The 21,813-nt window shown below is 68.0% G+C and carries 18 protein-coding genes; 9 read left to right on the top strand and 9 right to left on the bottom strand.

Annotated features, from left to right (window positions below; all coding sequences use genetic code 11):
* Positions 1 to 70: 70 nt before the first annotated feature.
* Positions 71 to 679: a phosphoribosylglycinamide formyltransferase gene (purN, locus tag IE88_RS0107085; protein WP_051881624.1), complete on the bottom strand. Its 609-nt coding sequence runs from the start codon at positions 677 to 679 to the stop codon at positions 71 to 73.
* Positions 676 to 1,671 carry a phosphoribosylformylglycinamidine cyclo-ligase gene (gene purM / locus IE88_RS0107080; RefSeq protein ID WP_031552186.1) on the bottom strand — a complete coding sequence of 332 codons (996 nt, stop codon included), beginning with the start codon at positions 1,669 to 1,671 and terminating at the stop codon, positions 676 to 678. Before purM ends, purN begins: the two co-directional genes overlap by 4 nt.
* A gap of 131 nt (positions 1,672 to 1,802) precedes the next feature.
* Here purM and IE88_RS0107075 point away from each other — a divergent pair, with 131 nt between their 5' ends.
* The 4 genes from IE88_RS0107075 to IE88_RS0107060 are packed head-to-tail and all read left to right on the top strand — an operon-like array spanning position 1,803 to position 7,921.
* Positions 1,803 to 3,515 carry a DUF2066 domain-containing protein gene (locus IE88_RS0107075; RefSeq protein WP_031552183.1) on the top strand — a complete coding sequence of 571 codons (1,713 nt, stop codon included), beginning with the start codon at positions 1,803 to 1,805 and terminating at the stop codon, positions 3,513 to 3,515.
* The gene (locus IE88_RS0107070; protein ID WP_031552181.1) at positions 3,512 to 4,213 is read left to right on the top strand and encodes a hypothetical protein; all 702 of its coding nucleotides are present in this window, start codon (positions 3,512 to 3,514) and stop codon (positions 4,211 to 4,213) included. The genes IE88_RS0107075 and IE88_RS0107070 overlap by 4 nt, the downstream gene beginning before the upstream one ends.
* A gap of 31 nt (positions 4,214 to 4,244) precedes the next feature.
* Positions 4,245 to 6,428 (top strand): RNA degradosome polyphosphate kinase, encoded by a 2,184-nt coding sequence (locus tag IE88_RS0107065; protein WP_036766843.1) that lies wholly within the window; start codon positions 4,245 to 4,247, stop codon positions 6,426 to 6,428.
* Positions 6,428 to 7,921: a Ppx/GppA phosphatase family protein gene (locus tag IE88_RS0107060; RefSeq protein WP_051881623.1), complete on the top strand. Its 1,494-nt coding sequence runs from the start codon at positions 6,428 to 6,430 to the stop codon at positions 7,919 to 7,921. Before IE88_RS0107065 ends, IE88_RS0107060 begins: the two co-directional genes overlap by 1 nt.
* Positions 7,922 to 7,934: 13 nt before the next feature.
* On the opposite strand, the gene rnd is transcribed toward IE88_RS0107060, so the two are convergent.
* The 3 genes from rnd to tyrS are packed head-to-tail and all read right to left on the bottom strand — an operon-like array spanning position 7,935 to position 11,293.
* A complete protein-coding gene (gene rnd / locus IE88_RS0107055; protein WP_031552171.1) occupies positions 7,935 to 9,086 on the bottom strand; it encodes a ribonuclease D in 1,152 nt (383 codons plus the stop codon).
* A 60-nt stretch (positions 9,087 to 9,146) separates the two neighbouring features.
* Positions 9,147 to 10,034, bottom strand: coding sequence for a 50S ribosomal protein L11 methyltransferase (locus IE88_RS0107050; RefSeq protein ID WP_031552167.1), 888 nt, complete (start codon positions 10,032 to 10,034; stop codon positions 9,147 to 9,149).
* Entirely contained in the window at positions 10,031 to 11,293 is a 1,263-nt protein-coding gene (gene tyrS / locus IE88_RS0107045; protein ID WP_031552166.1) for a tyrosine--tRNA ligase, read from the bottom strand. The genes IE88_RS0107050 and tyrS overlap by 4 nt, the downstream gene beginning before the upstream one ends.
* A 70-nt stretch (positions 11,294 to 11,363) precedes the next feature.
* Here tyrS and IE88_RS0107040 point away from each other — a divergent pair, with 70 nt between their 5' ends.
* Positions 11,364 to 12,497, top strand: coding sequence for an anhydro-N-acetylmuramic acid kinase (locus tag IE88_RS0107040; RefSeq protein WP_031552164.1), 1,134 nt, complete (start codon positions 11,364 to 11,366; stop codon positions 12,495 to 12,497).
* Between the two features lie 60 nt (positions 12,498 to 12,557).
* Here IE88_RS0107040 and IE88_RS0107030 read toward each other — a convergent pair whose 3' ends face one another.
* The gene (locus IE88_RS0107030; RefSeq protein WP_031552162.1) at positions 12,558 to 14,447 is read right to left on the bottom strand and encodes a DUF5666 domain-containing protein; all 1,890 of its coding nucleotides are present in this window, start codon (positions 14,445 to 14,447) and stop codon (positions 12,558 to 12,560) included.
* Between the two features lie 235 nt (positions 14,448 to 14,682).
* Between IE88_RS0107030 and IE88_RS0107025 the strand changes: the two genes are divergently transcribed.
* On the top strand, positions 14,683 to 15,030 hold the full coding sequence (locus IE88_RS0107025) for a hypothetical protein (protein ID WP_031552160.1): 348 nt from the start codon (positions 14,683 to 14,685) through the stop codon (positions 15,028 to 15,030).
* Positions 15,031 to 15,077: 47 nt separating this feature from the next.
* Here the strand turns inward: IE88_RS0107025 and IE88_RS0107020 are convergent, their stop codons facing one another.
* Positions 15,078 to 17,024, bottom strand: coding sequence for a sialate O-acetylesterase (locus IE88_RS0107020; protein ID WP_031552157.1), 1,947 nt, complete (start codon positions 17,022 to 17,024; stop codon positions 15,078 to 15,080).
* Positions 17,025 to 17,064: 40 nt separating this feature from the next.
* Positions 17,065 to 18,894 (bottom strand): DUF885 domain-containing protein, encoded by a 1,830-nt coding sequence (locus tag IE88_RS0107015; protein WP_031552154.1) that lies wholly within the window; start codon positions 18,892 to 18,894, stop codon positions 17,065 to 17,067.
* Between the two features lie 149 nt (positions 18,895 to 19,043).
* On the opposite strand from IE88_RS0107015, the gene pdhA reads away from it, so the two are divergent.
* The 3 genes from pdhA to IE88_RS0107000 all read left to right on the top strand — a co-directional run bounded on the left by pdhA (position 19,044) and on the right by IE88_RS0107000 (position 21,477).
* The gene (pdhA, locus tag IE88_RS0107010; RefSeq protein ID WP_156032469.1) at positions 19,044 to 20,042 is read left to right on the top strand and encodes a pyruvate dehydrogenase (acetyl-transferring) E1 component subunit alpha; all 999 of its coding nucleotides are present in this window, start codon (positions 19,044 to 19,046) and stop codon (positions 20,040 to 20,042) included.
* Positions 20,043 to 20,071: 29 nt separating this feature from the next.
* On the top strand, positions 20,072 to 21,037 hold the full coding sequence (locus IE88_RS0107005) for an oxygenase MpaB family protein (RefSeq protein ID WP_202900451.1): 966 nt from the start codon (positions 20,072 to 20,074) through the stop codon (positions 21,035 to 21,037).
* A gap of 80 nt (positions 21,038 to 21,117) precedes the next feature.
* The gene (locus tag IE88_RS0107000) at positions 21,118 to 21,477 is read left to right on the top strand and encodes a hypothetical protein (RefSeq protein ID WP_031552145.1); all 360 of its coding nucleotides are present in this window, start codon (positions 21,118 to 21,120) and stop codon (positions 21,475 to 21,477) included.
* A gap of 1 nt (position 21,478) precedes the next feature.
* On the opposite strand, the gene IE88_RS16420 is transcribed toward IE88_RS0107000, so the two are convergent.
* Complete coding sequence (locus IE88_RS16420; protein WP_156032465.1) at positions 21,479 to 21,751, bottom strand: DUF768 domain-containing protein; 273 nt, start codon at positions 21,749 to 21,751, stop codon at positions 21,479 to 21,481.
* Positions 21,752 to 21,813 lie beyond the last annotated feature (62 nt).

The raw sequence follows: 21,813 nt of genomic DNA, 5'->3' as shown, positions 1-21,813 counted from the left end.
GCAGGAAAGAGAGGCTAGAGCGGGCCAGGCAGAGACAAAACCGGTCTGCTGTCATTCCCGGACCTGGGTCTCACACCGAGATCAGGCGCGCTTCGCCATCGGCTTCGCTTCCTCCGCCTTCGAGGAAGCGGCGCAGGGCTGCTGGATAGAGGCGATGCTCGGCCTTGAGGGTGCGCGCGGCGAGGCTGTCCTCGTCATCGCCCGGCAGCACCGGCACGGCGGCCTGTCCGATGATCGGCCCGTCATCGAGCTCTGGCGTGACGACATGCACGGTGCAGCCCGACAGCTTCACGCCCGCTTCGAGCGCCTGGCGATGGACGTGCAGCCCCCTGAAGGCCGGCAGGAGGGAGGGGTGGATGTTGAGGATGCGTCCCCGCCAGCCCTCGACGAAGCCGGCTGTCAGCACACGCATGAAGCCTGCAAGGCAGATCGCGTCCGGCGCCGCCTCGCGCAGCCTCGCATCGAGGGCCGCGTCGAAATCCTCGCGGGTGGCGAAGCTCTTATGGTCGAGAACGTCCGTCTCGATGCCCGCGGCGCGGGCGCGTTCGAGGCCGTACGCGCCCGGACGGTTCGACAGCACCAGAACGATTTCCGCCGGATAGTCCTCCGCCTGCGCAGCGTCGATTAGCGCCTGAAGGTTGCTGCCCGAGCCCGAGATCAGGACGGCGACGCGTTTCACTTGGCAGCCAGCTCGCCGATCGCGCGGGCATCCGGCAGATCGCCGAGAAGAGCATTCGCATCGTCAGGCCCGGCGATGACGACCATGCCGATTCCCGCATTGAAGGTGCGGCGGACCTCCGCTTCGGAGAGCGATCCTTCGTCCTTCAGCCACGCGAAGAGCGGCGGCAGGGTGAGCGCGGCCTCGTCATAGCGCGGTAGGAGGGTCTCGGGCAGGGCGCGGGGCACGTTGTCGGTCAGCCCGCCGCCCGTGATATGGGCGAGGCCCTTGATCCGCCCCGCCTTGGCAAAGGGCAGAAGGTCCTTGGTATAGATCCGCGTCGGCTCGAGCAGGGCGTCGCCGAGGGTGTTTTCGGCGAAAGGCGCTCTGTCATCCCAGCCGAGGCCGCTCTTCTCGGCGATCTTGCGGATGAGAGAATAGCCGTTCGAATGCGCGCCGGAGGAGGGCAGGCCGATCAGCACGTCGCCCGCCTTCATCGCGTCCATGCGCGGCAGGACCTTGTCCCTGTCCACCGCGCCGACGCAGAAGCCCGCAAGGTCGTAATGGCCGTCCGGGTACATGCCCGGCATTTCGGCCGTCTCTCCGCCGATCAGCGCTGCGCCCGCCCTGCGGCAGCCCTCGGCGATCCCGGCGACGACATCCGTCGCAACGCCCTCTTCGAGGCGGCCGGTCGCGAAATAGTCGAGGAAGAAGAGCGGCTCCGCACCCTGTGCCAGAACGTCGTTCACGCACATGGCAACGAGGTCGATGCCGATCGTGTCGTGCCGCCCGGTGGCGAAGGCCAGCATCAGCTTGGTGCCGACCCCGTCCGTGCCCGAAACGAGGAGCGGGTCGTCATAGCCCGCCGCCTTGAGGTCGAAGAGGCCGCCAAAGCCGCCCAGCGCCGGGTCGGAGCCCGGCCGCGCCGTCGCCTTGACCAGCGGCGAGATCGCCTTGACCAGGCGCTCTCCGGCCTCGATGTCCACGCCGGCGTTCTTGTAAGCATCGCTCATGGGCCGAGCAGCTACGCTGCGGTGCGCGGTCCTGTCCAGAGCCCCGCTCCTCTCATCCCGAACGTTTGGTGAGTTCACCCCCCGCACGGGGGCTGTTAGGGTCGCCCTGCTTTCGCTTCAGGGCAGTCTCGATGCGCGTTTTCCTCCTCGTCACCCTCTTCCTTTTCGGCGGCACCGCCGCCGCGCAGGAGGAGTCCTCGATCTTCACCGTGCCGCGCGTGCCGGTCTATGCCGAGGCCGATACGGCGGCCGCGGCGCAGGCCGAGGCGCAGAGCCAGGGACGGCGCGTCGCCATGGACCTTCTCCTGCGCCGCCTGACGGCGGAGGCGGACTGGCAGTTCCTGCCGCGCCTCGCCGCGGCGATCGAGGAGGAAGAGCCAGAAGAGATGGGCGGCGTCCTCGTGCCCATGGGCGATGACGATGCGATGCCCGCCGAGGGCGAGGCGCCCGCCGGGAACGCGCCGCCGGAGGAAGGGCCGGAGGATGCTTCCCCTTATGGCGGCATGGTCGAGAGCGATCCCTTCGGCGCGTCGCTCAAGCAGCCTGTCGCGCTCGACCCCGACATGCTGCCGCAGATCGAGCAGAGCTTCGCCGTGTTCGACGAGAAGAGCTCGCGCAACACCTATCGGGCCAACATCACCTATCGCTTCAAGCCCGAAGCCGTGCGCCGCCTCCTGCGCGAAGCGCGCCTGCCCTTCTCCGAGGCGCAGAGCCGGGAGGCGCTGGTCCTGCCGGTGCTCGAGACGGAGAACGGCCTCTATCTGTGGGAGGCGAAGAACCCCTGGGCCCGCGCCTGGCTCGCCCGTCCGCTGGAGAACGAGCTGACCCCGCTCGTCCTGCCGCGCGGCGATGCGCGGGACATGCGGCTCGTCTCGGTCGAAGAGGCCTTCGAATTCGACGGCGAGGCCCTGAAGATGCTCGCCGACAGATATGACGTGCCGCAGGTTATCGTCGCGCTCGGCCAGCTGGAGGAAGAGGACGGGAACTTCCGGCTGACGGTGCAGCTCATCGACGGCTATCTCGAAGGGCGAAGCTCGGGCCGAAGGGAGGTCACGCCCGCGACCAGCGCCGACCTCTACGATACCGAGGGCGGTTTCGGCGCCGAGGGCCGCGGCGCGGTCATGTCCGAGGGGCAGGGTTCGACGCTGGCGCAGACCTTCTTCCGCGGACCGGGTACGGATTTTCCGGCCCTCGCCCAGCGCGCGGTGGAGAGCACGGTGGCCACCTATGCGGCGGACTGGAAGGCGCGCACGCTGGTCGACGAATCGGCCGTGCGGACCTTCGCGCTGACGGCCTGGTTCGAGGGGCTCGACCAATGGGCCGATATCCGGACCGCGCTCGAACGCACGCCGCTCGTCAAGGCGATGGAGCCGGGCGTGTTCAACAAGGAGAACGCCGTGCTCGACGTCACGGCGATCGGCGATCCGGCCCAGTTCGAACTGGCGATGCAGCAGGACAACCTGACCGTCTGGCCGAACGCGGAGGGCGGCTGGAACGTCGCCGAGGCGGCGCTCGCCGAGAGCCTGCGCGAGAACGAGGAGCCCGTGACGACGGAACTCGAGGAGCGGGTCCGCCGGGAGCGGCAATTGCAGGAGGAGCTGCGCGGGCGGACCTCCCGCGGCCGCTCCTTCGGCGGCATCACCGAAGGTCCGCTCGATGCGCGCAGCGGCGTGCCCGGCGAGCGCGGCACGATCGGCGGCGCGGCCGCGCAGGCGCCCGAGCTGCCCGACGATCTCTTCGGCGAGGTGGCAGAAGAGGACGGCACCGGCCGCGACACAATCCTGGAACGCGAGCGGGACGAGGACGAGCCCGACTCCATCGACGACATCCTTCTGCGGCAATGAGCGGCGAGACCTCACAGCAGGCTCTTCCCTTTCCGCCGCTCCCAAGACGCGCGGTTCCCTTCATCGAAGGCGCCGCGAACGAGGCGGCGCGCTCGCAGCTGTCCTTGTGGCGCCGAAGGCTCGGCACGCCCGGGCGCCCGCTGGCCTGCATCCTCGCCATCACGGGGCCTGAAGGCTCTGGCAAGACCATGCTGCTGGAGCGGGAAGCGGAAGAGTTCGGCGTGCCCGTCCGCAATAGCGGCACGGATTTCGAGGAGCTCCTGAGCGGCGATCCCGCCGCCGTCGCCGTGGACGACGCGCATGATTTCGAGCCGCTCGACCTCTTCGCGTTGATCGAGGCGGCGGCCGGACGGCGCGTGCCGCTGCTCCTTGCCGGTGCGGGGCGCAGCGTGAGCTGGGCGGGGCCAAAGGACAGGCCACTGCCGGATCTCGCGAGCCGCCTGCGGAGCATCGAGACGGTGTCGCTCGCGCCGCCGGACGAGGCGATGCTGGCCCAGGTGCTCGATGCGGAACTGCGCCGGCGCGGGCTGCGCCTGCCCTTCGCCGCGACGGCCGAGGCGGCGAGCCATCTGCGCCGCGAATTCGCCGCGGCTTCGGGCTTCGCCGAACGGGTCGAGGCGGTCGCTGCGAGGGGCTACCGCTCTCACAAGGCCTTGTTGCGCGATGCGCTGGCCGAAGCCGGCCGCTTCACGCTATGAGCCCGGCGAGCAGCCTTCGCAGGAGCGCAAGATGGATGGCGCGGCCGACCTTCCTTCCGGGGCCGAGGACACAGGCGAAGCCGCGCCTGCGGTGAGCGCGGACAGCCCCGAACGGTTCATCAACCGGGAGCTTTCCTGGCTCGATTTCAACACCCGCGTCCTGGAAGAGGCGGACAATGAGCGCCATCCGCTGCTCGAACGCCTGCGCTTCCTGTCGATCTCCGCGAGCAATCTCGACGAGTTCTTCATGGTGCGGGTGGCGGGCCTGCTCGGCCAGGTGCGCGAAGGCATCACCAAGCCGAGCCAGGACGGGCTGACGCCGAAAAAGCAGCTCGCCGCGGTCGACGACCGCGCGGCCGCGCTGATGAGCCGCCAGCAGCACACCTGGAACGGCCTCCTGCCCATCCTGGCGCGAGCCGGCGTCGAGATTCTCACGGCGGAGGACTTGACCGAGGATGAGGATGCCTGGCTCGAGGAGGAATTCCTCACCAATATCTTTCCCGTCCTGACGCCCCTCGCGCTCGACCCGGCCCATCCTTTTCCGTTCATTCCGAACCTCGGCTTCGTCCTCTGCTTCTCGCTCGAGGGCGAAAGCGGATCGATGAACGCGCTGATCCCCGTGCCGAACAAGGTGCGCCGCTTCGTGCGGCTTCCCGCCGGAGAGGATGACGCGGGCAGCCGGCCGCGTGTCCGCTTCATCTCCCTCGAGCGCGTGATCATCCATTACCTGCGCCACGTCTTTCCCGAGCGCAGCGTGGTGTCGACCGGCGCCTTCCGCCTGATCCGCGATTCGGATGTCGAGGTGGACGAGGAGGCGGAGGATCTCGTCCGCTCCTATGAGCGCATGCTTCGCCGCCGCCGCCGCGGCGATGTCATCCGCCTCAAGATCGATGCGGCCACGCCCCACGCGCTGCGCGAGCTGGTCACGACGAAGCTCGCCGTCCACCCCAATGACGTCGTCCTGATCGACGGCCTTCTGGGCCTCGCGCAGACATCCGAGCTGATCCCCGATGACCGGCCGGACCTCCTCTTCAAGCCGTTCGAGGCGCGCTTTCCCGAGCGCATCCGCGAGCATGGCGGCGACTGCTTTTCGGCCATCGCGGCCAAGGATATCCTGGTCCATCACCCTTACGAGGACTTCGACGTCGTCGTGCGCTTCCTCAAGCAGGCGGCGGCCGACCCGGACGTCCTCGCGATCAAGCAGACGCTCTACCGGACCTCCAAGCAGTCCCCCATCGTCGAGGCGCTCGTCCAGGCGGCCGAGAGCGGCAAGAACGTCACCGCCCTCGTGGAGCTCAAGGCCCGGTTCGACGAGGAGGCCAATATCCAGTGGGCTCGGGCGCTGGAGCGGGCGGGGGTCAACGTCGTCTATGGCTTCGTCGACTATAAGACGCACGCCAAGCTGTCCTATGTCGTCCGGAACGAAGGCGGGCTGACCAAGACCTACTGCCATCTCGGCACCGGGAACTACCACCAGTTCACGGCCAAGGTGTATACGGACATCGCCCTGTTCACCTGCGACGAGGAGATCGGACGCGACGTCGCCAAGGTCTTCAACTACGTGACCGGCTACGCCCTGCCCAACGGCTTCGAACGGCTGGCCATCGCGCCGCTCTCCCTGCGGGAGACGCTGTACGAGGCGATCGAGCGGGAGATGGAGTTCGCCAAGGCGGGCAAGCCCGCGACGATCTGGGCCAAGATGAACTCGCTCGTCGACGGCCCCATGATCGACAAGCTCTACGAGGCGAGCCAGGCGGGCGTGGACATCGAGCTGGTCGTTCGGGGCATATGCTGCCTCCGCCCCGGCCTGCCGGGCCTGTCCGAGAACATCCGGGTCAAGAGCATTGTCGGGCGGTATCTGGAGCATTCCCGCATCGCCTGCTTCGGCAACGGCTATCCGCTGCCTTCCGATCAGGCGAAAGTGTATGTCAGCTCCGCCGACTGGATGCCGCGCAACCTCAACCGCCGCGTCGAAGTGCTCTGTCCGATCGAGAACCCCACGACGCATAACCAGGTCGTCGACCAGATCATGGTGGCGAACCTGAAGGACGAGGCGCAGAGCTGGCGCCTTTGCGAGGACGGCCACTGGCAGCGCTTCGAGGTGGATGACGACGCCTTCAACCTGCACGAGTACTTCATGACCAATCCCTCGCTGTCGGGGCGGGGCGCGGCCCTGGCCGAAACCTTCCCCCGCATGCTGACGGTCGCGGACTGATGGCATGCGCCCGCCGCGCCGTCATCGATATCGGGTCGAACTCCGTCCGCTTGGTCATTTTCGAAGGGCCGCCGCGCGCGCCGATCGCGGTCTTCAACGAGAAGTCCCTCTGCGGCCTCGGTGACCGCGAACCCGAAACCGGGGCTCTTCGCGAGGGGGCGATGGCGGATGCCCTTCGCATTCTGCGCCGCTTCGCCGCGCTCCTCGCGGAGGACGATGTCGCGAGCCTCTTCGTCTTCGCGACCGCCGCATCGCGCGAGGCGCCGAACGGGTCGGAATTCCTCGAAGAGATTCGCCGCATCGGGTTCGAGCCCAAGCTCCTGAGCGGAGAGGAGGAGGCGCATCTCGCCGCCTTCGGCATCCTGTCGGGCGCGCCCGAAGTCCTGTCCGAAGAAGGCGGCGCCATCGCCGGCGACATGGGCGGGGGCAGCCTTGAACTCAGCCGTCTCGACGGCGCCCTGGCGGGCGGGGTTGCGGAGGTCGTCAGCCTGCCGCTCGGGGGGCTGCGCCTGAGCACGCTCTATGAGGGGCGCATGGACGAGGCGAAGCAGGCGGTGAATGCGGCGCTCGGCGAAGTGAAATGGCTGCGCAAGAGCCAGCCGAGCGCCTTCTACATCGTCGGCGGCGCATGGCGCGCCATCGGCCGGATCGCCATGGCGCGCGCGGACCATCCCATCCCGATCCTCGACCATTACACGATGCAGCGGGCGGAGATGATCGATCTTTGCCGCTTCGTCGAGCAGCAGAGCGTCGAAAGCCTCGAAGGCATGGACAGCGTGCAGAAGCGCCGGGCGCCGACACTGCCCTTCGCCGCGCTCGTCCTTCGCAAGGTTCTGCAGAAATCCGGCGCGCCCCTCGTGTCGGTCTCGTCCTCGGGCGTGCGCGAGGGCGCATTGTTCGCCGAGCTTTCCGAGCAGGAGAGGGAAGAGGATCCCCTCCTCCTTCTGTGCCAGCATTATGCGGAGCGTCTCGCGCCGGGAGATGCCGTCCGGCGGCGCCAGGTCTACGAGTTCCTGTCTCCCCTGCACGAGGACGAGACGCCGAGGCAGGCCCGCCTGCGCCGCGCCGCGACCAAGCTGACCAATATCGCCGGCCTGTTCCATCCGGATACCCGCGGAAACGAGGCGGCCGTCTCGGTGCTGAACATGCCGTTTCTCAGCCTCGACCATCCTTCGCGCGTCGCGCTGGCGGCGGTCCTCTATCAGCGCCACCAGAGCAGCCCGGCGACCTTTCCGCCGCATCTGCACACCGAACTCATCGACGAGGGCGACATCCTCTGGGCCCAGCGCACAGGCCTCGCCCTGCGCTTCGTCGCCGAGTTCGATCCCATCGGCAGCGCGATCCTGCCGCATGCGGGACTGCGGCGGGATGCGGACCGGCTGACCCTCCTCCTGCCGGAGGCGCAGGCCGCCTTTCTGGGCGAGACGCCAGAGCGGCGCTTCGAAAAGCTCGCCGCGGCTTACGGGCTGGAACCCGCGGTCGAGCGGATCTGACGCCGCGCGGGCGTCAGCGCTTCTCGATCAGGCTCAGCTTGCCCTTGTCGAGCGTCATCGCGACGCTGCCGTCCTTGAGGCGCAGAGCGAGCTCTCCGAACACCTGACGGCGCCAGCCCTTCATCGCCGGCACGGCGGCGTCATCCGACAGGGCGATCGCTTCGAGATCGGCGGAGGAGGCGAGGAGCTTGGCCGCCACGTCGTGCTTTTCGGACTGGCGCTTGAGCAGGACGCGGAGAAGGTCGACCACATCGGCCGGCGCCTGCTGACGGGAGCCCTTGCCGTCGATCTTGGGCAGGTCGTCGGACTTCATCGCCATGCCGGCGGCCACGGCCTCGAGGATGCCGGCCGCCGCGGCCGAGCGTTCGAAGCCCTGGGGGATGGAGCGCAGCTTGGCGAGCGCGGCCGCATCGCGCGGCGTTGCCCGCGCGATCTCGAACAGCGCCTCGTCCTTCAGGATGCGTCCGCGGGGAATGTCCTTTTCCTGCGCCTCGGCTTCGCGCCAGGCGGCAAGCTTGATCAGGGGCCCCAGCTCCTTGCTGCGGACACCCCGGAGCTTGAGCCGCTGCCAGGCATTTTCCGGCTCGACATGGTAGAGGCCCTCATCATTCAAGGCCTCCATCTCCTCGGCGACCCATGCTGCGCGCCCGCTATGGTCGAGCTTGTGTCGAAGCGATTCGTAGACGGGCACGAGATGGGTCACGTCGCCGAGCGCATAGGTGAGCTGCTTTTCGGTCAGCGGCCTGCGCGACCAGTCCGTGAAGCGCGACCCCTTGTCGACCTGTCCGCCCGTCAGCTGGCGGACCAGCGGCTCATATCCGATCTGGTCGCCATAGCCGCACGCCATGGCGGCGATCTGGGTATCGAAGAGCGGACCGGGCACGCGGCCCATCAGGCGGTGGAAGATCTCTAGGTCCTGCCGGGCGGCATGAAAGACCTTGAGGACGCTTTCATCCGCCATCAGATCCAGGAATGGCTGGAGGTCGAGCCCGTCCGCCAGGGGATCGATGATCGCCGCTTCTTCGCTCGAAGCTGCCTGGATCAGGCAGAGCTTCGAGTAATAGGTTTTCTCGCGCATGAACTCCGTGTCGACGGTGACGAAGTCATGTTCGGCGAGGCGCGAACAGAAGGAGCGAAGTTCGGTGGTATCCGTAATGACCTGCATCGGCGCCCGTTAGCAGCATGTTCCGATCGCCGGCAGGGATCGTTCCGAGTTTCCGGCGATTTAGTTCGATTCGTGCCGCCGCAGCAACAGGATCGGCCAGCTATCTCCGCCCCTTCGCGTCACTGACAGGCCGCTGCCGGCATAGGCGTCGATGACGGCGTCGGCCTGGCGTTCGAGAAGCCCCGCCAGGAGGACCCGCCCGCCGGGGGCGAGGACCTCTTCGATCCGCGGCGCGAGCGCGATGAGGGGCTCGGCGAGGATGTTGGCGAGGACGAGGTCGAAGGGCCCGTCCCGCTCCACCGTGCCGTCGATGCCGTCCGCGACCCGCAGGACGATCCCCTGCGCCGCGTTCTCCTCGGCATTCTGCTCGGCGAGCGCGACCGAGGGCTCGTCGATATCCGTTCCGAGGATCGCGGCATGCGGCCACAGCCTGCGCGCCGCGATGGCAAGGAGGCCCGAACCCGTTCCGAGATCGAGGATCCGGGCAGGCTTCACGTGCTCGATGCTGGCGAGCATTTCGAGGCAGCCCGATGTGGTCGGATGATGGCCCGTGCCGAAAGCCCTGTTGGCCTCGACCTTGATGCGGTGTCCCGGCATCTGAGCGGCCTTGTCCGCGTCATGGCTGCCATAGACGACGAAGGGGCCCGCGACGACGACCCCCAGGCCCTCCAGCGCATGGGCGACCCAGTCGCGGTCCTCGAGCTGCTCGATCGTGCCCGCGCCGAGGTCGAGGCCCGCGCTTTCCAGCGTCGTCTCGACCGTCCGCGGATCGGGCGCGGTCTCGAAATAGGCGTGAAGCGCCCACTCGGTCGCCTCGTCCGCCTCGGCCGCGTCCGCCTTGACGAGGCTGACCGCATCGGCGGGCGGATAGAGCATCTCGGTCAGCACCATGTCCGCGCGCTCGAGCGTGGCGCGGTCGCCGGTCCAGCTCAGTCTCGTCGTGCTCATGATGCCACCTTGATCAGGCCGTGCTTCTTCTTGCCGACCGACAGCCGGATCGTGTCGCCGTCGAGGTCGGCCGAGGTCAGCGGGCGTTCCTCTGCGAGGGGTTGGCCGTTGACGCGCAGGGCACCGCCCTTGATGTGGCGCCGCCCCTCGCCATTGGAGGCGATGAGGCCGAGTTCGCGGAAGGGCTCGAAGAGCGGCACGCCCGCATCGAGCGCGCCGCCGAGCATCTCGACCGTGGGCAGGTCGGCACCCGCGCCGCCGGTGAAGGTCTGGGCGGCGGTCTGGGCGGCCCGCTCGGCGGCCTCGCGCCCGTGCAGCATCGCCGTCGCCTCGGTCGCGAGCGCGATCTTGGCGTCGTTGATCTCGCGCCCTTCAAGCCCTTCTAGGCGCGCGATCTCGTCCATCGGCAGCGTGGTGAAGAGGCGCAGCATCCGGCCGACATCGGCGTCTTCTGTGTTCCGCCAATATTGCCAGTAGTCATAGGGCGGCAGCTTCTCGGCCGAGAGCCAGACCGCGCCGCTCTCGGTCTTGCCCATCTTCTTGCCCGAGGCCGTCGTCAGGAGCGGCGTCGTCAGGCCGAAGGCCTCGCGCTCCTCGCCCTCGGCCGCGCCGACCCTGCGGATCAGCTCGACGCCGTTGACGATATTGCCCCATTGGTCCGATCCGCCGAGTTGGAGCTGGCAGCCGAAATCGCGGTGCAGGACGTGGAAGTCATAGGCCTGCATCAGCATGTAGTTGAATTCGAGGAAGGTGAGGGGCTGCTCGCGGTCGAGCCGCAGCTTGACCGAATCGAAGGTCAGCATGCGGTTGATCGTGAAATGCACGCCGAAATCGCGCAGGAACTCGACATAGGTCAGCTGCGACAGCCAGTCGTCATTGTCGACCATCAGGGCATCGGTCGGCCCAGTGCCGAATTCGAGGAAGGGCTCGAAATTCTGGCGGATGCCCGCGAGGTTCTTCGCGATGGCGGCGTCGTCCAGAAGCTTTCGCTGCGTGTCCTTGCCCGAAGGGTCGCCGACCTTGGTCGTGCCCCCGCCCATCAGGGCGATGGGCCGGTTGCCGGTCCGCTGCAGCCAGTAGAGCATCATGATCTGGACGAGCGAGCCGACATGCAGGCTCTCGGCCGTGGCATCGAAGCCGATATAGCCCGTCACCGGCCCCTTCGCGGCCAGCGCGTCGAGACCTTCGAGGTCGGTGCCCTGGTGGATGAAGCCGCGCTCGGAGAGCACGCGCAGAAAATCGGATCTGTAGCTGGCCATGATCGTTAAGTGCCCGGTAATCTCCGCCCGCTTCTAGTCACGGCAACTCCCAGCGTCCACTGAGCCCGCAATGCCTTCCGACAAAGTCCTCACCGCCATCGGCCTGATGGCCGGCACCTCGCTCGATGCCGTCGATGCGGCGGTGTTGCGGACCGATGGAGAGGGCGTAGTCGAGGCGGGGCCTTCGATCTCCGTACCCTATCCCAGCGCGACCCGCGCCGAGATCGTGCGGGCGACCCGCGCCGCGCTCGAAGGGCGCGACGGCGCCGCCGAGATCGGCCGCGCGGCGGACGACGTGACCAGCGCCCACATCAAGGCGGTCAAACGCCTGATGGAAAAGGGGGGGCTGTCCCGCGACGAGATCGACGTGATCGGCTTTCACGGCCAGACCATCCTGCACCGCCCGCCCGTCGATGCCAGCGCGCCGGGGCGCAGCTGGCAGATCGGCTCGGGCCGCATCCTGTCGGACGAGCTTCGCATCGACGTGGTGGACGGCTTCCGTCAGGCCGATATGCGCATGGGCGGGGAGGGCGCGCCGCTCGCGCCCGTCTATCACGCGGCGCTGGTGCGCCAGCTCGGACGCGATCACGCGGTGGGCGTCCTCAATCTCGGCGGGGTCGCGAACATCACATTCGTGCCCGCCGATGCGAAGCCTTCGGGCCTTCTCGCCTTCGATTGCGGGCCGGGCAATGGGCTCGTCGACGAATGGGTCCAGCGGCACACGGGCGAGGCGATGGACATGGACGGCCAGCTCGCCGCCGCTGGCAGGGTGCACGAAGAGACGGTGCGGATGATGGCGCTGGCGCCCTTCCTGCGCCGCAAGCCGCCCAAATCGCTCGACCGCTACGATTTCAAGCTGAAGCCGGTCGAGGGGCTGAGCCTCGAAGACGGGGCGGCGACCCTTACCGCATTCACCGCGGCCTGCGTCGCCCGCTCTGTCCCGCTCCTGCCGAGCCCGCCGGGCGAATGGATCGTGTGCGGCGGCGGACGGCACAATCCCGTCCTGATGAACGAGCTCCAGGACCGGCTGACCGCCGACGTGCTGACGGCCGAGGAGGCGGGCTGGCGCGGCGATGATGTCGAGGCGGAATGCTTCGCCTATCTCGCCGTGCGCAGCCTCAAATCCCTGCCGCTCAGCTTTCCCGGAACGACCCGGGCGCCCCGCCCGCTGACGGGGGGCGTCCACCACAAGAAGCCTGTCTGAACGCTGCTTTCCCGAGGAGGCGGGCAACGCCGAGGGCGCGTCCGCCTCCTTTAGGGTTTCTCAGTCCGCCAGTTCGATGCTCTCGGCATTGCCGTCCGCGTCGAGTTCGACTTCGAGCCGGTCGCCCGCCTCGACGAGCTGGTCGAGCGTCTCCGGCAATTCGCCGAAGCGGAAGCTGTCCTCGTCGACCTCCACGCCGCGCGCGGCCTCGACGAGATCGGCATCGATCTCGGTGTCGTCGAGGACGGGGATCACCCGCTCGCCGATGGTCAGGGTCGCAGCCGCCCCATCGACGCTGCGCACCGTGCCGACAAGGTCGGCGCCGGCTCCTTCCCCTTCGCCGCCCTCGCGCTCCTCTTCGCGGGTCTGGCTGCCTTCGACGTCGTCATCCCCGGCGAAGCTCACCTCGCCTTCGCTGCTGAGCAGGAGAGCGTTGAGCTGGCAGCCGCCGCCGCGCCTGTCGCTCTTCGCGTCGACCACGGTGCCCTCGGAGAGCAGCTCGAAGAAGGCGTCGCGGCCCTCCGCATCGTCGCCCGCCTCGAAGGCGTCGTCCGGCAGCGCGGAGGTTTCGACCGTGACGCCGCGGATCGCGAAGCGGGAGCCCACGATGCTGCCGGCATCGACGGGACCGCGCAGGCGGCAGGCCTCGCGCTCGCGGCGCGACCGCTCGATCCGGGTCCAGACGACCGCATCCGCATCGTCGGGATAGCCTCTCGCCTTGACGTAGTCCCCGATGGCGATCCGCCGCATGAACTCGTCCGGGGTCAGAAGATGACCCTGCGAAGGATCGACGCGGTCGCTGACCCTGCTGTCGCCGGTCGGGGTGACGACGATCCCCATGCGGGTCGTGAACGTCCCGGCCGCGCGGTCGACCGAGACGACCTCGTCCTCGGTGCGCACCGTGTTCTCGACTTCGACCTTGACCTCCTCGATGACGAGGAGCCCCTCGCTGTCGAAGCTGCCTTCGACCTCGACCCGCTGGCCGACGAGCCCGGTCAGCGCCGATGCGTCGGGCGTTTCGAGCGTCATGCCGCCCAGGGTCACGCGGTGCGGAGTGACCGAGACATCGACCGTCTGGACGAGGCCTTCGAATTCGAACTCGCCTTCGCGGTCGTCATCGTCGAGGTCGTCTTCCCGCTCGACTTCGATCGCCACCATGCGGCCTTCGTCATCGATCTCGGCCTTCACCTCGACGAAGAGGCCCACGGCGTCTTCGAGAGGCGGGAAGTCCTGATCGAATTCGGTCGTGCCGAGGATCTCGAAACGGGCATCGTTGATGACGATCGCGGTGCCGCCATCGACGACCGCATCGATGAAGCCCTTCACCTCGATCTCGTCCTCGTCGCCTGAGCCGGACCGGTCGATCCGTTCGATGCGGCTCGCGACAAGGCCCTGTTCGGTGGGCAGGCCGCTCACCTCGATCACGACAGCGGCCGGCAGGGTCGTGGTCGGATCGAGGTCGCGGATGTCGATGAGGCCGTCGCCGTTCTCGTCAGGGATGTCCTCGCTGAAGATCGTGAAGCCGTCCACGACCACGGTCTGGCCGACGACCGTCAGCGTGCCGATGGACGGGGTCTCGGCATCCGGCGTGACGGAGAAGACGGGACCCTTGAGGTCCTGATCGACTTCGATCCGGCCGGCGCGGCGCTCGCCGTTCTGTTCGACGGCCTTGATGCGGACCCGCATGCCGAGCCGCAGGCGGTCCTGTCCGCCGGCGAACTCTCCCTTGCCCTCGACGGCGACGATCGTGGAATTGCCGAGCTCGTATTTCTTGCCGTTGACGAAGACGCTGCTGAACCCGGTGATGGTCCCGTCGACGGCGACATTGCTCTGACTGACGGCGGTCGGCGGCGTGACCTGCGCAGGCTCCGGTTCGGGCGCGCTGTCCTGCTGGCATGCCGAGAGGGCTGCGACGAGGGCGAGGAGGGAGGGGGCCTTGATGTCACGCATGACAAGAATGTCCGGTTGCTGTCATGCGCCCCGGATTACCGGCGGGAGTCTTTCGTCCCGCTCAAGTCTTTCGGAAGGAATTTAGGCAAAATCACCCGCGTCGAAGCGGGTATCGGCAAGCCGGTTTGTGGGTGAGGGACGCTCCGTAAGTCGGATCGAAAGTTTTCTCTGGAAGAGGCGAGCTCACCGAAGGCGCTTCGCCTCGAAATCTGATCGGAACAAAGGATCCCTTCCCATGAGACTTTCCCTCCTCGCCGCTCCGGCCATCGCTCTTCTTTGCGCCTGTAGCGGGGGCCCGGCCGAGGAGGAGCGGCAGGAGGCGCGCCAGATGGCGGCCGCCTGCGGCCTCTCGATGGAGGGAATGCGCGGGGATGAAGGCTTCGGCCGCAAATCGGCTTCGCAGCTCTGCGCCTGTGTGGCCGAGACCCTGATGAGCCATCCGGCCGAAGACCGGTCCCTGGCCACCCTCTTCTTCGAGATGTCCGGAGAGGGCGATTTCAGCGGCGTTCTCGCGGATCACATGGAGAACGGCGAGAACCTGCTGCGGACGGTGGTGGACGAGGGCAGCTGCCAACCCGTCTGATCCGGCAAGGTCCGCCCCGACCGATCGGCCGGGGCGGAAAGACCGGTTCAGTCCCCGACCGGCAGGGAGAACGGCGTCACGGGCACGTCGCCCTCGGTGAAGACGTTGCAGATGGGCGCATCCGCCCAGCAATAGCGGACTTCGGACACCGGCCCCTCCTGCACCGGAACCATGAGGGCGTTGCCGGCAGCGTTCAGCCGGGCATCGGCATAGCGGCACGCGCCGTCGTCATCGCAGAGCGCGAAGCCGATGGCGCGGTCGCTGCCCACGAGGTGCAGCGGACTGTCCTCGCCATAGCGGATCGTCACCGTGTCGGCGGACAGCTCAGCGCCCTCGGGGCTGTAGCCGTCGGTCACGGCGTCGCCTTGATAGGCGAGGGCGAGCGCCACCTGAGCGGCTCTTTGCGCGACGACCTGCTTGTTGGGCGGGTGGATGTCGAAGCGGTCGCCAGCATCGATGGTGACCACCACGCCGACATTCTCGTCGTCCAGCGCGACCTGCCGCTCGGCCTCCCGGATGCCCGCCCAGCCCGAATCGGCGGGCTCTGTCGCCAGCGCGCCGAAATTGGGAAGCTGGACGACCACGACGGGCAGGTCCTCGCCGAAGCGGTCCCGCCAGTCGTCGACGAGCCCGGCGAGGAGCGCCTGATATTCGTCGGCGCGCCCGGCATTCGATTCGCCCTGATACCAGATCGCGCCCTTCAGCCTCGCGCCTTCGAGCGGCGCGATCATGCCGTTCGCCATGCCCGCAAGGCCGGAAACCGACTGCCAGGGCGCGCTCAGCGGCGCGCCGTATTCGGCGGGAACCTTCTCATAGCGCCAGCCACCCGAGAGCGGCATGCGCTCAGCGCCTTCGAAGGCGACGCCCACCGCGTCCGCCGGGCCGGTCATGCCGCCTGCGCCCCAGCCATTATAGACACTGACGGTGACGCTGTTCCCGCCCTCGCGCAGCACGCCTTCGGGCAGGCTGTATTCGCGCGGCGTGCCCCAGCCGAACGTATTGCCGATGAACCGGCCATTGACCCAGACCGAGTCGATCTCGTCGATGCCGCCCAAGGCGAGCGTGGCGGGCGCATCGGCCTGCTCGGCGCTCAGTTCGAACTCGTTGCGGAACCATACCATGCCCAGATGATCGGCGAGTTCGGGATCGCCGAAGGCTTTCCAGTCGCCCATCCCGTCCGGAACTGCGGACCAGTCCGAGATGTGGGCGTCCACCGACCAGGGCTGCTCGTCCGCGACGCCGTTCCACCACGCCTCCCATTTCTCGCCGAAGGTCGCCATGGCGGCATCCATGTCCTCGGCGGCTTCCTCCAGGAGGTCGAGGCCATCGTCGAAGCCGCCGACCTCGCGGAGTCCGTCCGCGCCGATCCACGCCTCGATCTGCGAGCCGCCCCAGGAGGCATCGATCAGGCCGAGGGGCACGCCGATTTCCTCGTGGATGTCGCGCGCCATGAAATAGCAGACCGCCGAGAAGTCGCGCAGGCTCTCCGCGCTCGCGACCTGCCAGGGCGCCTCTTCGGCGAAGCCGCCCGCCGGCGCCGCTTCGGCAGCTTTCGGCACCGTCAGCAGGCGGATGTCCTCGGCATGATCCGCGCCGAGCTCCCGGTCGGGGTTCAGGGCGCGATAGACCGGATATTCCATGTTGGACTGGCCCGAGCAGAGCCAGACATCGCCGACCAGCACGTCCTCTGCGCGCGCCGAGCCTTCCTCGCTCGTCACCTCGAGCGTCAGCGGCTCGCCGCCCGCCTCCATTGCGGGAAGCTCTGCGGACCAGCGGCCCTGCCGGTTCGCCCGCACGCGCGTCTCGGCATCGCCGAGGCGGACCGTGAGGCGCTCGCGCGGCGACGCCGTGCCCGACACCGTGACCGGTTCGCCGCGCTGGACGACCATGTGGTCGCCGAAGCGGTCGTCGAGGGCCGGCGCGGCCGCGGCGATGCCGGGCCATGCCGGGATAAGGGCGCCGATTGCGGCGCCGACGGTCAGCATGCTCTTCATACGTCCTCCCGTTTTCTTCTTATGGGGCAGTCAGCGGCCGTCAGGCGGAGAGCGTGTCCTCGATCCACGCATCCACCCGCTTTTCGAGGACCGAGAGCGGCAGCGGGCCGCCCGTCAGCACGGTGTCGTGGAAGGCGGCGATGTCGAAGCGGTCGCCGAGGCGTTCGCGCGCATCCTCGCGCAGCTCGACGAGCTTCAGCATGCCGATCTTATAGGCGGTCGCCTGGCCCGGATAGACGATGTAACGCTCGATCGCCTTGACCGTGTCGCCTTCGGGATTGGGTGTGTTCTCCTGGAGGTAGTCGATCGCCTCCTGCATCTCCCAGCCCTTGGCGTGGAGCCCCGTGTCGACAACGAGGCGCGCCGCGCGCCACAGCTCCATGGCGAGGCGTCCGAAATCCGAATAGGGGTCTTCGTAGAAGCCGATCTCCTTGGGCAGGAGTTCGGAGTACAGGCCCCAACCTTCCGTGAACGCCGTATAGCCGCCGAACTGGCGGAACTTGGGCAGGCCCTCCATCTCGATCTGGATCGCCCGCTGCATGTGATGGCCGGGAATCGCCTCGTGATAGACGAGCGCTTCGAGCTGGTAGGTCGGCATGTCGCCCATCTCCGCGAGGTTCGCGTAGAAGATGCCTGGACGCGATCCGTCCTCGGCGGGCTGATTGTAGAAGGCCTTGCCCGCCGCCCGCTCGCGGAAGGGCTCGACCCGGCGTACCTCGACCGGCGCTTCGGGCAGGGTGATGAACAGCTCTTCGAGCCTCGCGCGCATGCCCTCGACGTAATCCCGAGCATCCTGAAGATAGGCTTCGCGATCCTCGGCCGTGTTGTCGTAGTAGAAGCGCTCTTCGGTCTTCATGTAGTCGAAGAAGTCCTCGAGCGTGCCCTCAAAGCCGACCTCCTGCATGATGCCGCGCATCTCGTCGTGGATGCGCGAGACCTCGGACAGGCCGAGCTCGTGCACCTCGTCGGCGGTCATCTCGGTGGTCGTGTAGTTCGACAGGAGCGCGTCGTAATAGGCGGCGCCGCCTTCGCGGATGCCGACGCCGTAATTGCCCCCGACGACGTCCGCCTCGGCCATTCGCGCGATCTCGTCGGCGAACGCTTCATAGGCTCGGGCGAAGGGGCCTTCGAGCGCGGCTTCGAGTTCGTCGCGCAGGCGCGTCTTCACCTCGGCGGGCGCCTCGAGCGCGTCGAGCTTCTTCTGGAAATCCGCCCGCACCGCGTCGCCCGGCAGGATGTTGCGCGAGGACTCCTCGATCAGCGGATAGGAGAATTCGGGCAGCGGATAGCCCGCATCGACCCGCGCCTGCATCTGCGCGGCCGCCTGTTCGAGCACGGTCGGCGTCGCCTCGATCCGGGCGATGTAGTTCTCGGCCTCCGCGACCGAGCTGATCGCATGGAAATTGGCGAGGAAGACGGGAATATTGGAGTGAATCCCGCGGAACTGGCTGAGCGGGAAGCGCTGGATGCGGAAATCGTCGAGGCGGAGGTCGTTCTCCAGCGTATATTCGTAGAGGTCGTAATTCAGCTTGCCGTCGAGCGAGAGCGCTTCGCGGTCGAATTCAGACCGCAGCTCGGCGAGCTGCCGCTCGAGGAGGGCGCGGCTGCGGTCGTCGGCCTCGAAGCTGCGGTCGTCCCAGCGGTCCATGTTCGTCTTGCGGCCCAGATAGGACTGGTATTCGGGGCTCTGCGCGACCTGCTCCTCCCAGGCTTCGTCCAGCCATGCGACGAGGCGGGCATCCTCGGCCGCCTGCGCCTCCGCATTCCGAACCGTTTCGTCCGGCGCGGCGGCGGCTTCGGTGGTGATGCCGGTCTCGCAGGCGCTGAGGAGGGCGGCGGCGCTGGCGGCGAGGAGAAGGGTCTTGAGCATGAAGGGCGCTTCCATCGGCTTGTCGGATTATCGCGCAGAACCTGTGGGCTGGAGCGGGCGCGATCAAGCAGGGGCGACAGGGCGTTATCGACAGGCCTTTGTTCTGGCGCCCGACCGGGCTAGCTAGGCGGCAGAGAATGGAGATGCCCATGCCAGCGGATGCCGCGAAATCGAATCTGACCGCCACGGCCGAGGAGCTGCTCGAATATTACCGCATGATGCTGCTCATCCGCCGCTTCGAGGAGAAGGCGGGCCAGCTCTACGGCATGGGTCACATCGGCGGCTTCTGCCACCTGCTGATCGGCCAGGAGGCCGTGGTGACGGGGCTCGAGGCGCTGCGCCAGGACGGCGACCAGGTCATCACGGGCTATAGGGACCATGGCCACATGCTGGCCTGCGGCATGGACCCCAAGGGCGTCATGGCCGAGCTGACGGGGCGCGCGGGCGGCTTTTCCAAGGGCAAGGGCGGCTCGATGCACATGTTCTCGAAGGAGAAGGACTTTTATGGCGGGCACGGCATCGTCGGCGCCCAGGTGCCGATCGGCGCCGGCCTCGCCTTCGCCAACAAGTACCGGGAGAACGGGAACGTCTCCTTCACCTATTTCGGTGACGGCGCGGCGAACCAGGGCCAGGTCTTCGAAGCCATGAACATGGCCGAGCTGTGGAGCCTGCCGGTCGTCTTCGTGATCGAGAACAACCAGTACGCCATGGGCACGAGCGTGAAGCGCGCGAGCGCCGAGACGCATCTCTACAAGCGCGGCGCGAGCTTCGGCATCCCTGGCAAGGAAGTCGACGGCATGGACGTCATCGCGGTGCGCGAGGAAGCCCGCGAGGCGGTCGAGCACGCTCGCGAGGGCGGCGGGCCCTTCGTCCTCGAGATGAAGACCTACCGCTATCGCGGCCATTCCATGTCGGACCCCGCCAAATACCGCACGCGCGAGGAGGTGGATCAGTACCGCAAGTCCTCCGACCCCATCGAGCGCTGCAAGGGCCGCCTTCTCGAAGCCGGGCACTCCAACGAGGACGATCTCAAGGAGATCGACAAGGAGGTGAAGGCCATCGTGAAGGAGGCCGCCGACTTCGCGCTCGAATCGCCCGAGCCCGATGCATCGGAGCTTTATACGGACGTCTACGCCGACGCGTCGTAAGGCGCGGCGAGCGGGGTGAGGGGGCGACAGTGCCGCTGATCCCCAGCCGCCCGACCTCTTCGCCCGGCAGCGAATCTGCCGACCTCTCCCCCGGGGGGAGAGGTGGTCCTCTGTCCCGCTTCTACGAGCGCTATCTCTATCCGCCCGGCGTGCCGCGGGTGGCCTTCGACGCGCCTGCCGGAGAGCCAGCGCTCGTGGCGGCCGATTCGGTCTCCTGGCGGGTCTTCCGCAACCCGGTGACGCTGTTCGCCGGCGGTGTCCTCGCCGTGATCCTGGAGCTGGCGCTTCCTGAGGTCCGGCACGGCGTCTGGGACCATTCGACCTTCCGCACCGACCCGAAGCTGAGGCTGCAGAGGACGGGGCTCGCCGCGATGGTGACGATCTATGGCGCCGCCTCGGTGGCGCGGGGAATGATCGACGGCGTGAACCGGCGCCATGCACAGATTTCGGGCGAGACCGACCAAGGGCGGCTCTACCGCGCCGATGACGCCGCTCTCCTGTCCTGGGTTCATGCGACCGCGGTCTTCGGCTTCGGACGCGCCTATGACGATCTCGTCTGTCCGCTCGGAGCTGGGGGGTGGAACCGGCTCTTCGCCGAAGGCCAGGCGATCGCCGAGGCCTATGGCGCGGCGGGCGCCCCTGCCAGCCGCGAGGCATGGGAGGCGCTGGAGGCCGGAACGCTGCCGCGTCTCGAGCCGTCCGACGCCTTGCAGGCATTCCTGCGGATCATGAGCGGCGAACCCGTTCTGCCGCTGCCGGCGCGCCCGCTTCAGGCGCCGCTCGTCCGGGTCGCCGCTGGGCTGGTGCCGGAGGCGGTCGCTCGCCGGATCGCGCTCGGCGAGGATTGGCGCCCGTCGCGGCGCGACCGCCTTCTGGCGAAGGCCGCGGCGCGGGCGGCGGAGCGCCTGCCGATCGAGGCGAGCCCGCCGGTTCAGGCCTGCCGGCGCCTGGGGCTCGATCCACGGCGCGTCTTCGCCGGCCCCCTCGCATCCTGAGCGAGTCGACAGCGCCGCCAGAACTCTGCCACAATCGCGCCGGGCTGGAGGAGGGCGAGATGCGCGGATCGGGAGTGATAGTGGGAGCCGTCCTCGCGGCGTCCTGCCAGGCGCCTGCATCCGAAGGCCTGCCGCCCCTGCAATTCGTCCCCACCCCGCCGGAAAAGGCGGCGGCGGCGCCGCTGCGCGACGAATGCCGCGACCTGATCCCCATACTCGCCGCCGATACGCCCGAAGGCGTCGCGCGCGAGCGGGCATGGCTGGAGCAGCTTTTTCCCGGCGCCGCCATCGTCAGCACCACCGGGATCGACTGCGCCGGCGTCCCGGCGGACCGCGTGGTCTTCGTTCAGGACGGAGTCGAGCGCGTGGTGGTCTTCGACACGTCGAGCTTCTTCGGCAAGGTCGAGGGCGACGACCTGAACGAGCTGCTCGACGGTTGAGTCAGTCCTTTGGCATCTCGACCGAGCGGGCGCCCGAGCGTTCGTCCTCTTCCATCATGGTCTGCTCGGTCTCGGTCTCCAGCGCGCGTTCCATGCGGTCCGTCAGGTCGCCGACCTCGGCTTCGAGCTGAGAGCGGGACAGACCCTCGGACTCCGCATCCTTGGCGCAGGCCTCGGCATAGCGGCTGGCGCGGTCGTCGCCTTCCTCATAGCCTTCGGGCTTGACGTTGTTCGCGATCCACTTCTCGACGAAGTGTTCTTCCTTGCTCTGCATGGCGTCCTCCTGCGCGTGATGCGCGAACACGCGCGGCGGCCACTTGTTGCGCTGCAAGACGG

The organism is Parvularcula oceani (genome assembly GCF_000733125.1).
GTDB classification, from domain to species: domain Bacteria; phylum Pseudomonadota; class Alphaproteobacteria; order Caulobacterales; family Parvularculaceae; genus Parvularcula; species Parvularcula oceani.
Note: the sequence above shows the minus strand (reverse complement) of the source record. Positions and strands in the feature narration are given on the sequence as shown.

Excerpts from the sequence above, each read along its gene's own strand:
- purM (WP_031552186.1), bottom strand. The coding sequence starts at position 1,671 with ATGAGCGATGCTTACAAGAACGCCGGCGTGGACATCGAGGCCGGAGAG.
- IE88_RS0107075 (WP_031552183.1), top strand. The coding sequence starts at position 1,803 with ATGCGCGTTTTCCTCCTCGTCACCCTCTTCCTTTTCGGCGGCACCGCC.
- IE88_RS0107070 (WP_031552181.1), top strand. The coding sequence starts at position 3,512 with ATGAGCGGCGAGACCTCACAGCAGGCTCTTCCCTTTCCGCCGCTCCCA.
- IE88_RS0107065 (WP_036766843.1), top strand. The coding sequence starts at position 4,245 with ATGGATGGCGCGGCCGACCTTCCTTCCGGGGCCGAGGACACAGGCGAA.
- IE88_RS0107060 (WP_051881623.1), top strand. The coding sequence starts at position 6,428 with ATGGCATGCGCCCGCCGCGCCGTCATCGATATCGGGTCGAACTCCGTC.
- rnd (WP_031552171.1), bottom strand. The coding sequence starts at position 9,086 with ATGCAGGTCATTACGGATACCACCGAACTTCGCTCCTTCTGTTCGCGC.
- IE88_RS0107050 (WP_031552167.1), bottom strand. The coding sequence starts at position 10,034 with ATGAGCACGACGAGACTGAGCTGGACCGGCGACCGCGCCACGCTCGAG.
- tyrS (WP_031552166.1), bottom strand. The coding sequence starts at position 11,293 with ATGGCCAGCTACAGATCCGATTTTCTGCGCGTGCTCTCCGAGCGCGGC.
- IE88_RS0107040 (WP_031552164.1), top strand. The coding sequence starts at position 11,364 with ATGCCTTCCGACAAAGTCCTCACCGCCATCGGCCTGATGGCCGGCACC.
- IE88_RS0107030 (WP_031552162.1), bottom strand. The coding sequence starts at position 14,447 with ATGCGTGACATCAAGGCCCCCTCCCTCCTCGCCCTCGTCGCAGCCCTC.
- IE88_RS0107025 (WP_031552160.1), top strand. The coding sequence starts at position 14,683 with ATGAGACTTTCCCTCCTCGCCGCTCCGGCCATCGCTCTTCTTTGCGCC.
- IE88_RS0107020 (WP_031552157.1), bottom strand. The coding sequence starts at position 17,024 with ATGAAGAGCATGCTGACCGTCGGCGCCGCAATCGGCGCCCTTATCCCG.
- IE88_RS0107015 (WP_031552154.1), bottom strand. The coding sequence starts at position 18,894 with ATGCTCAAGACCCTTCTCCTCGCCGCCAGCGCCGCCGCCCTCCTCAGC.
- pdhA (WP_156032469.1), top strand. The coding sequence starts at position 19,044 with ATGCCAGCGGATGCCGCGAAATCGAATCTGACCGCCACGGCCGAGGAG.
- IE88_RS16420 (WP_156032465.1), bottom strand. The coding sequence starts at position 21,751 with ATGCAGAGCAAGGAAGAACACTTCGTCGAGAAGTGGATCGCGAACAAC.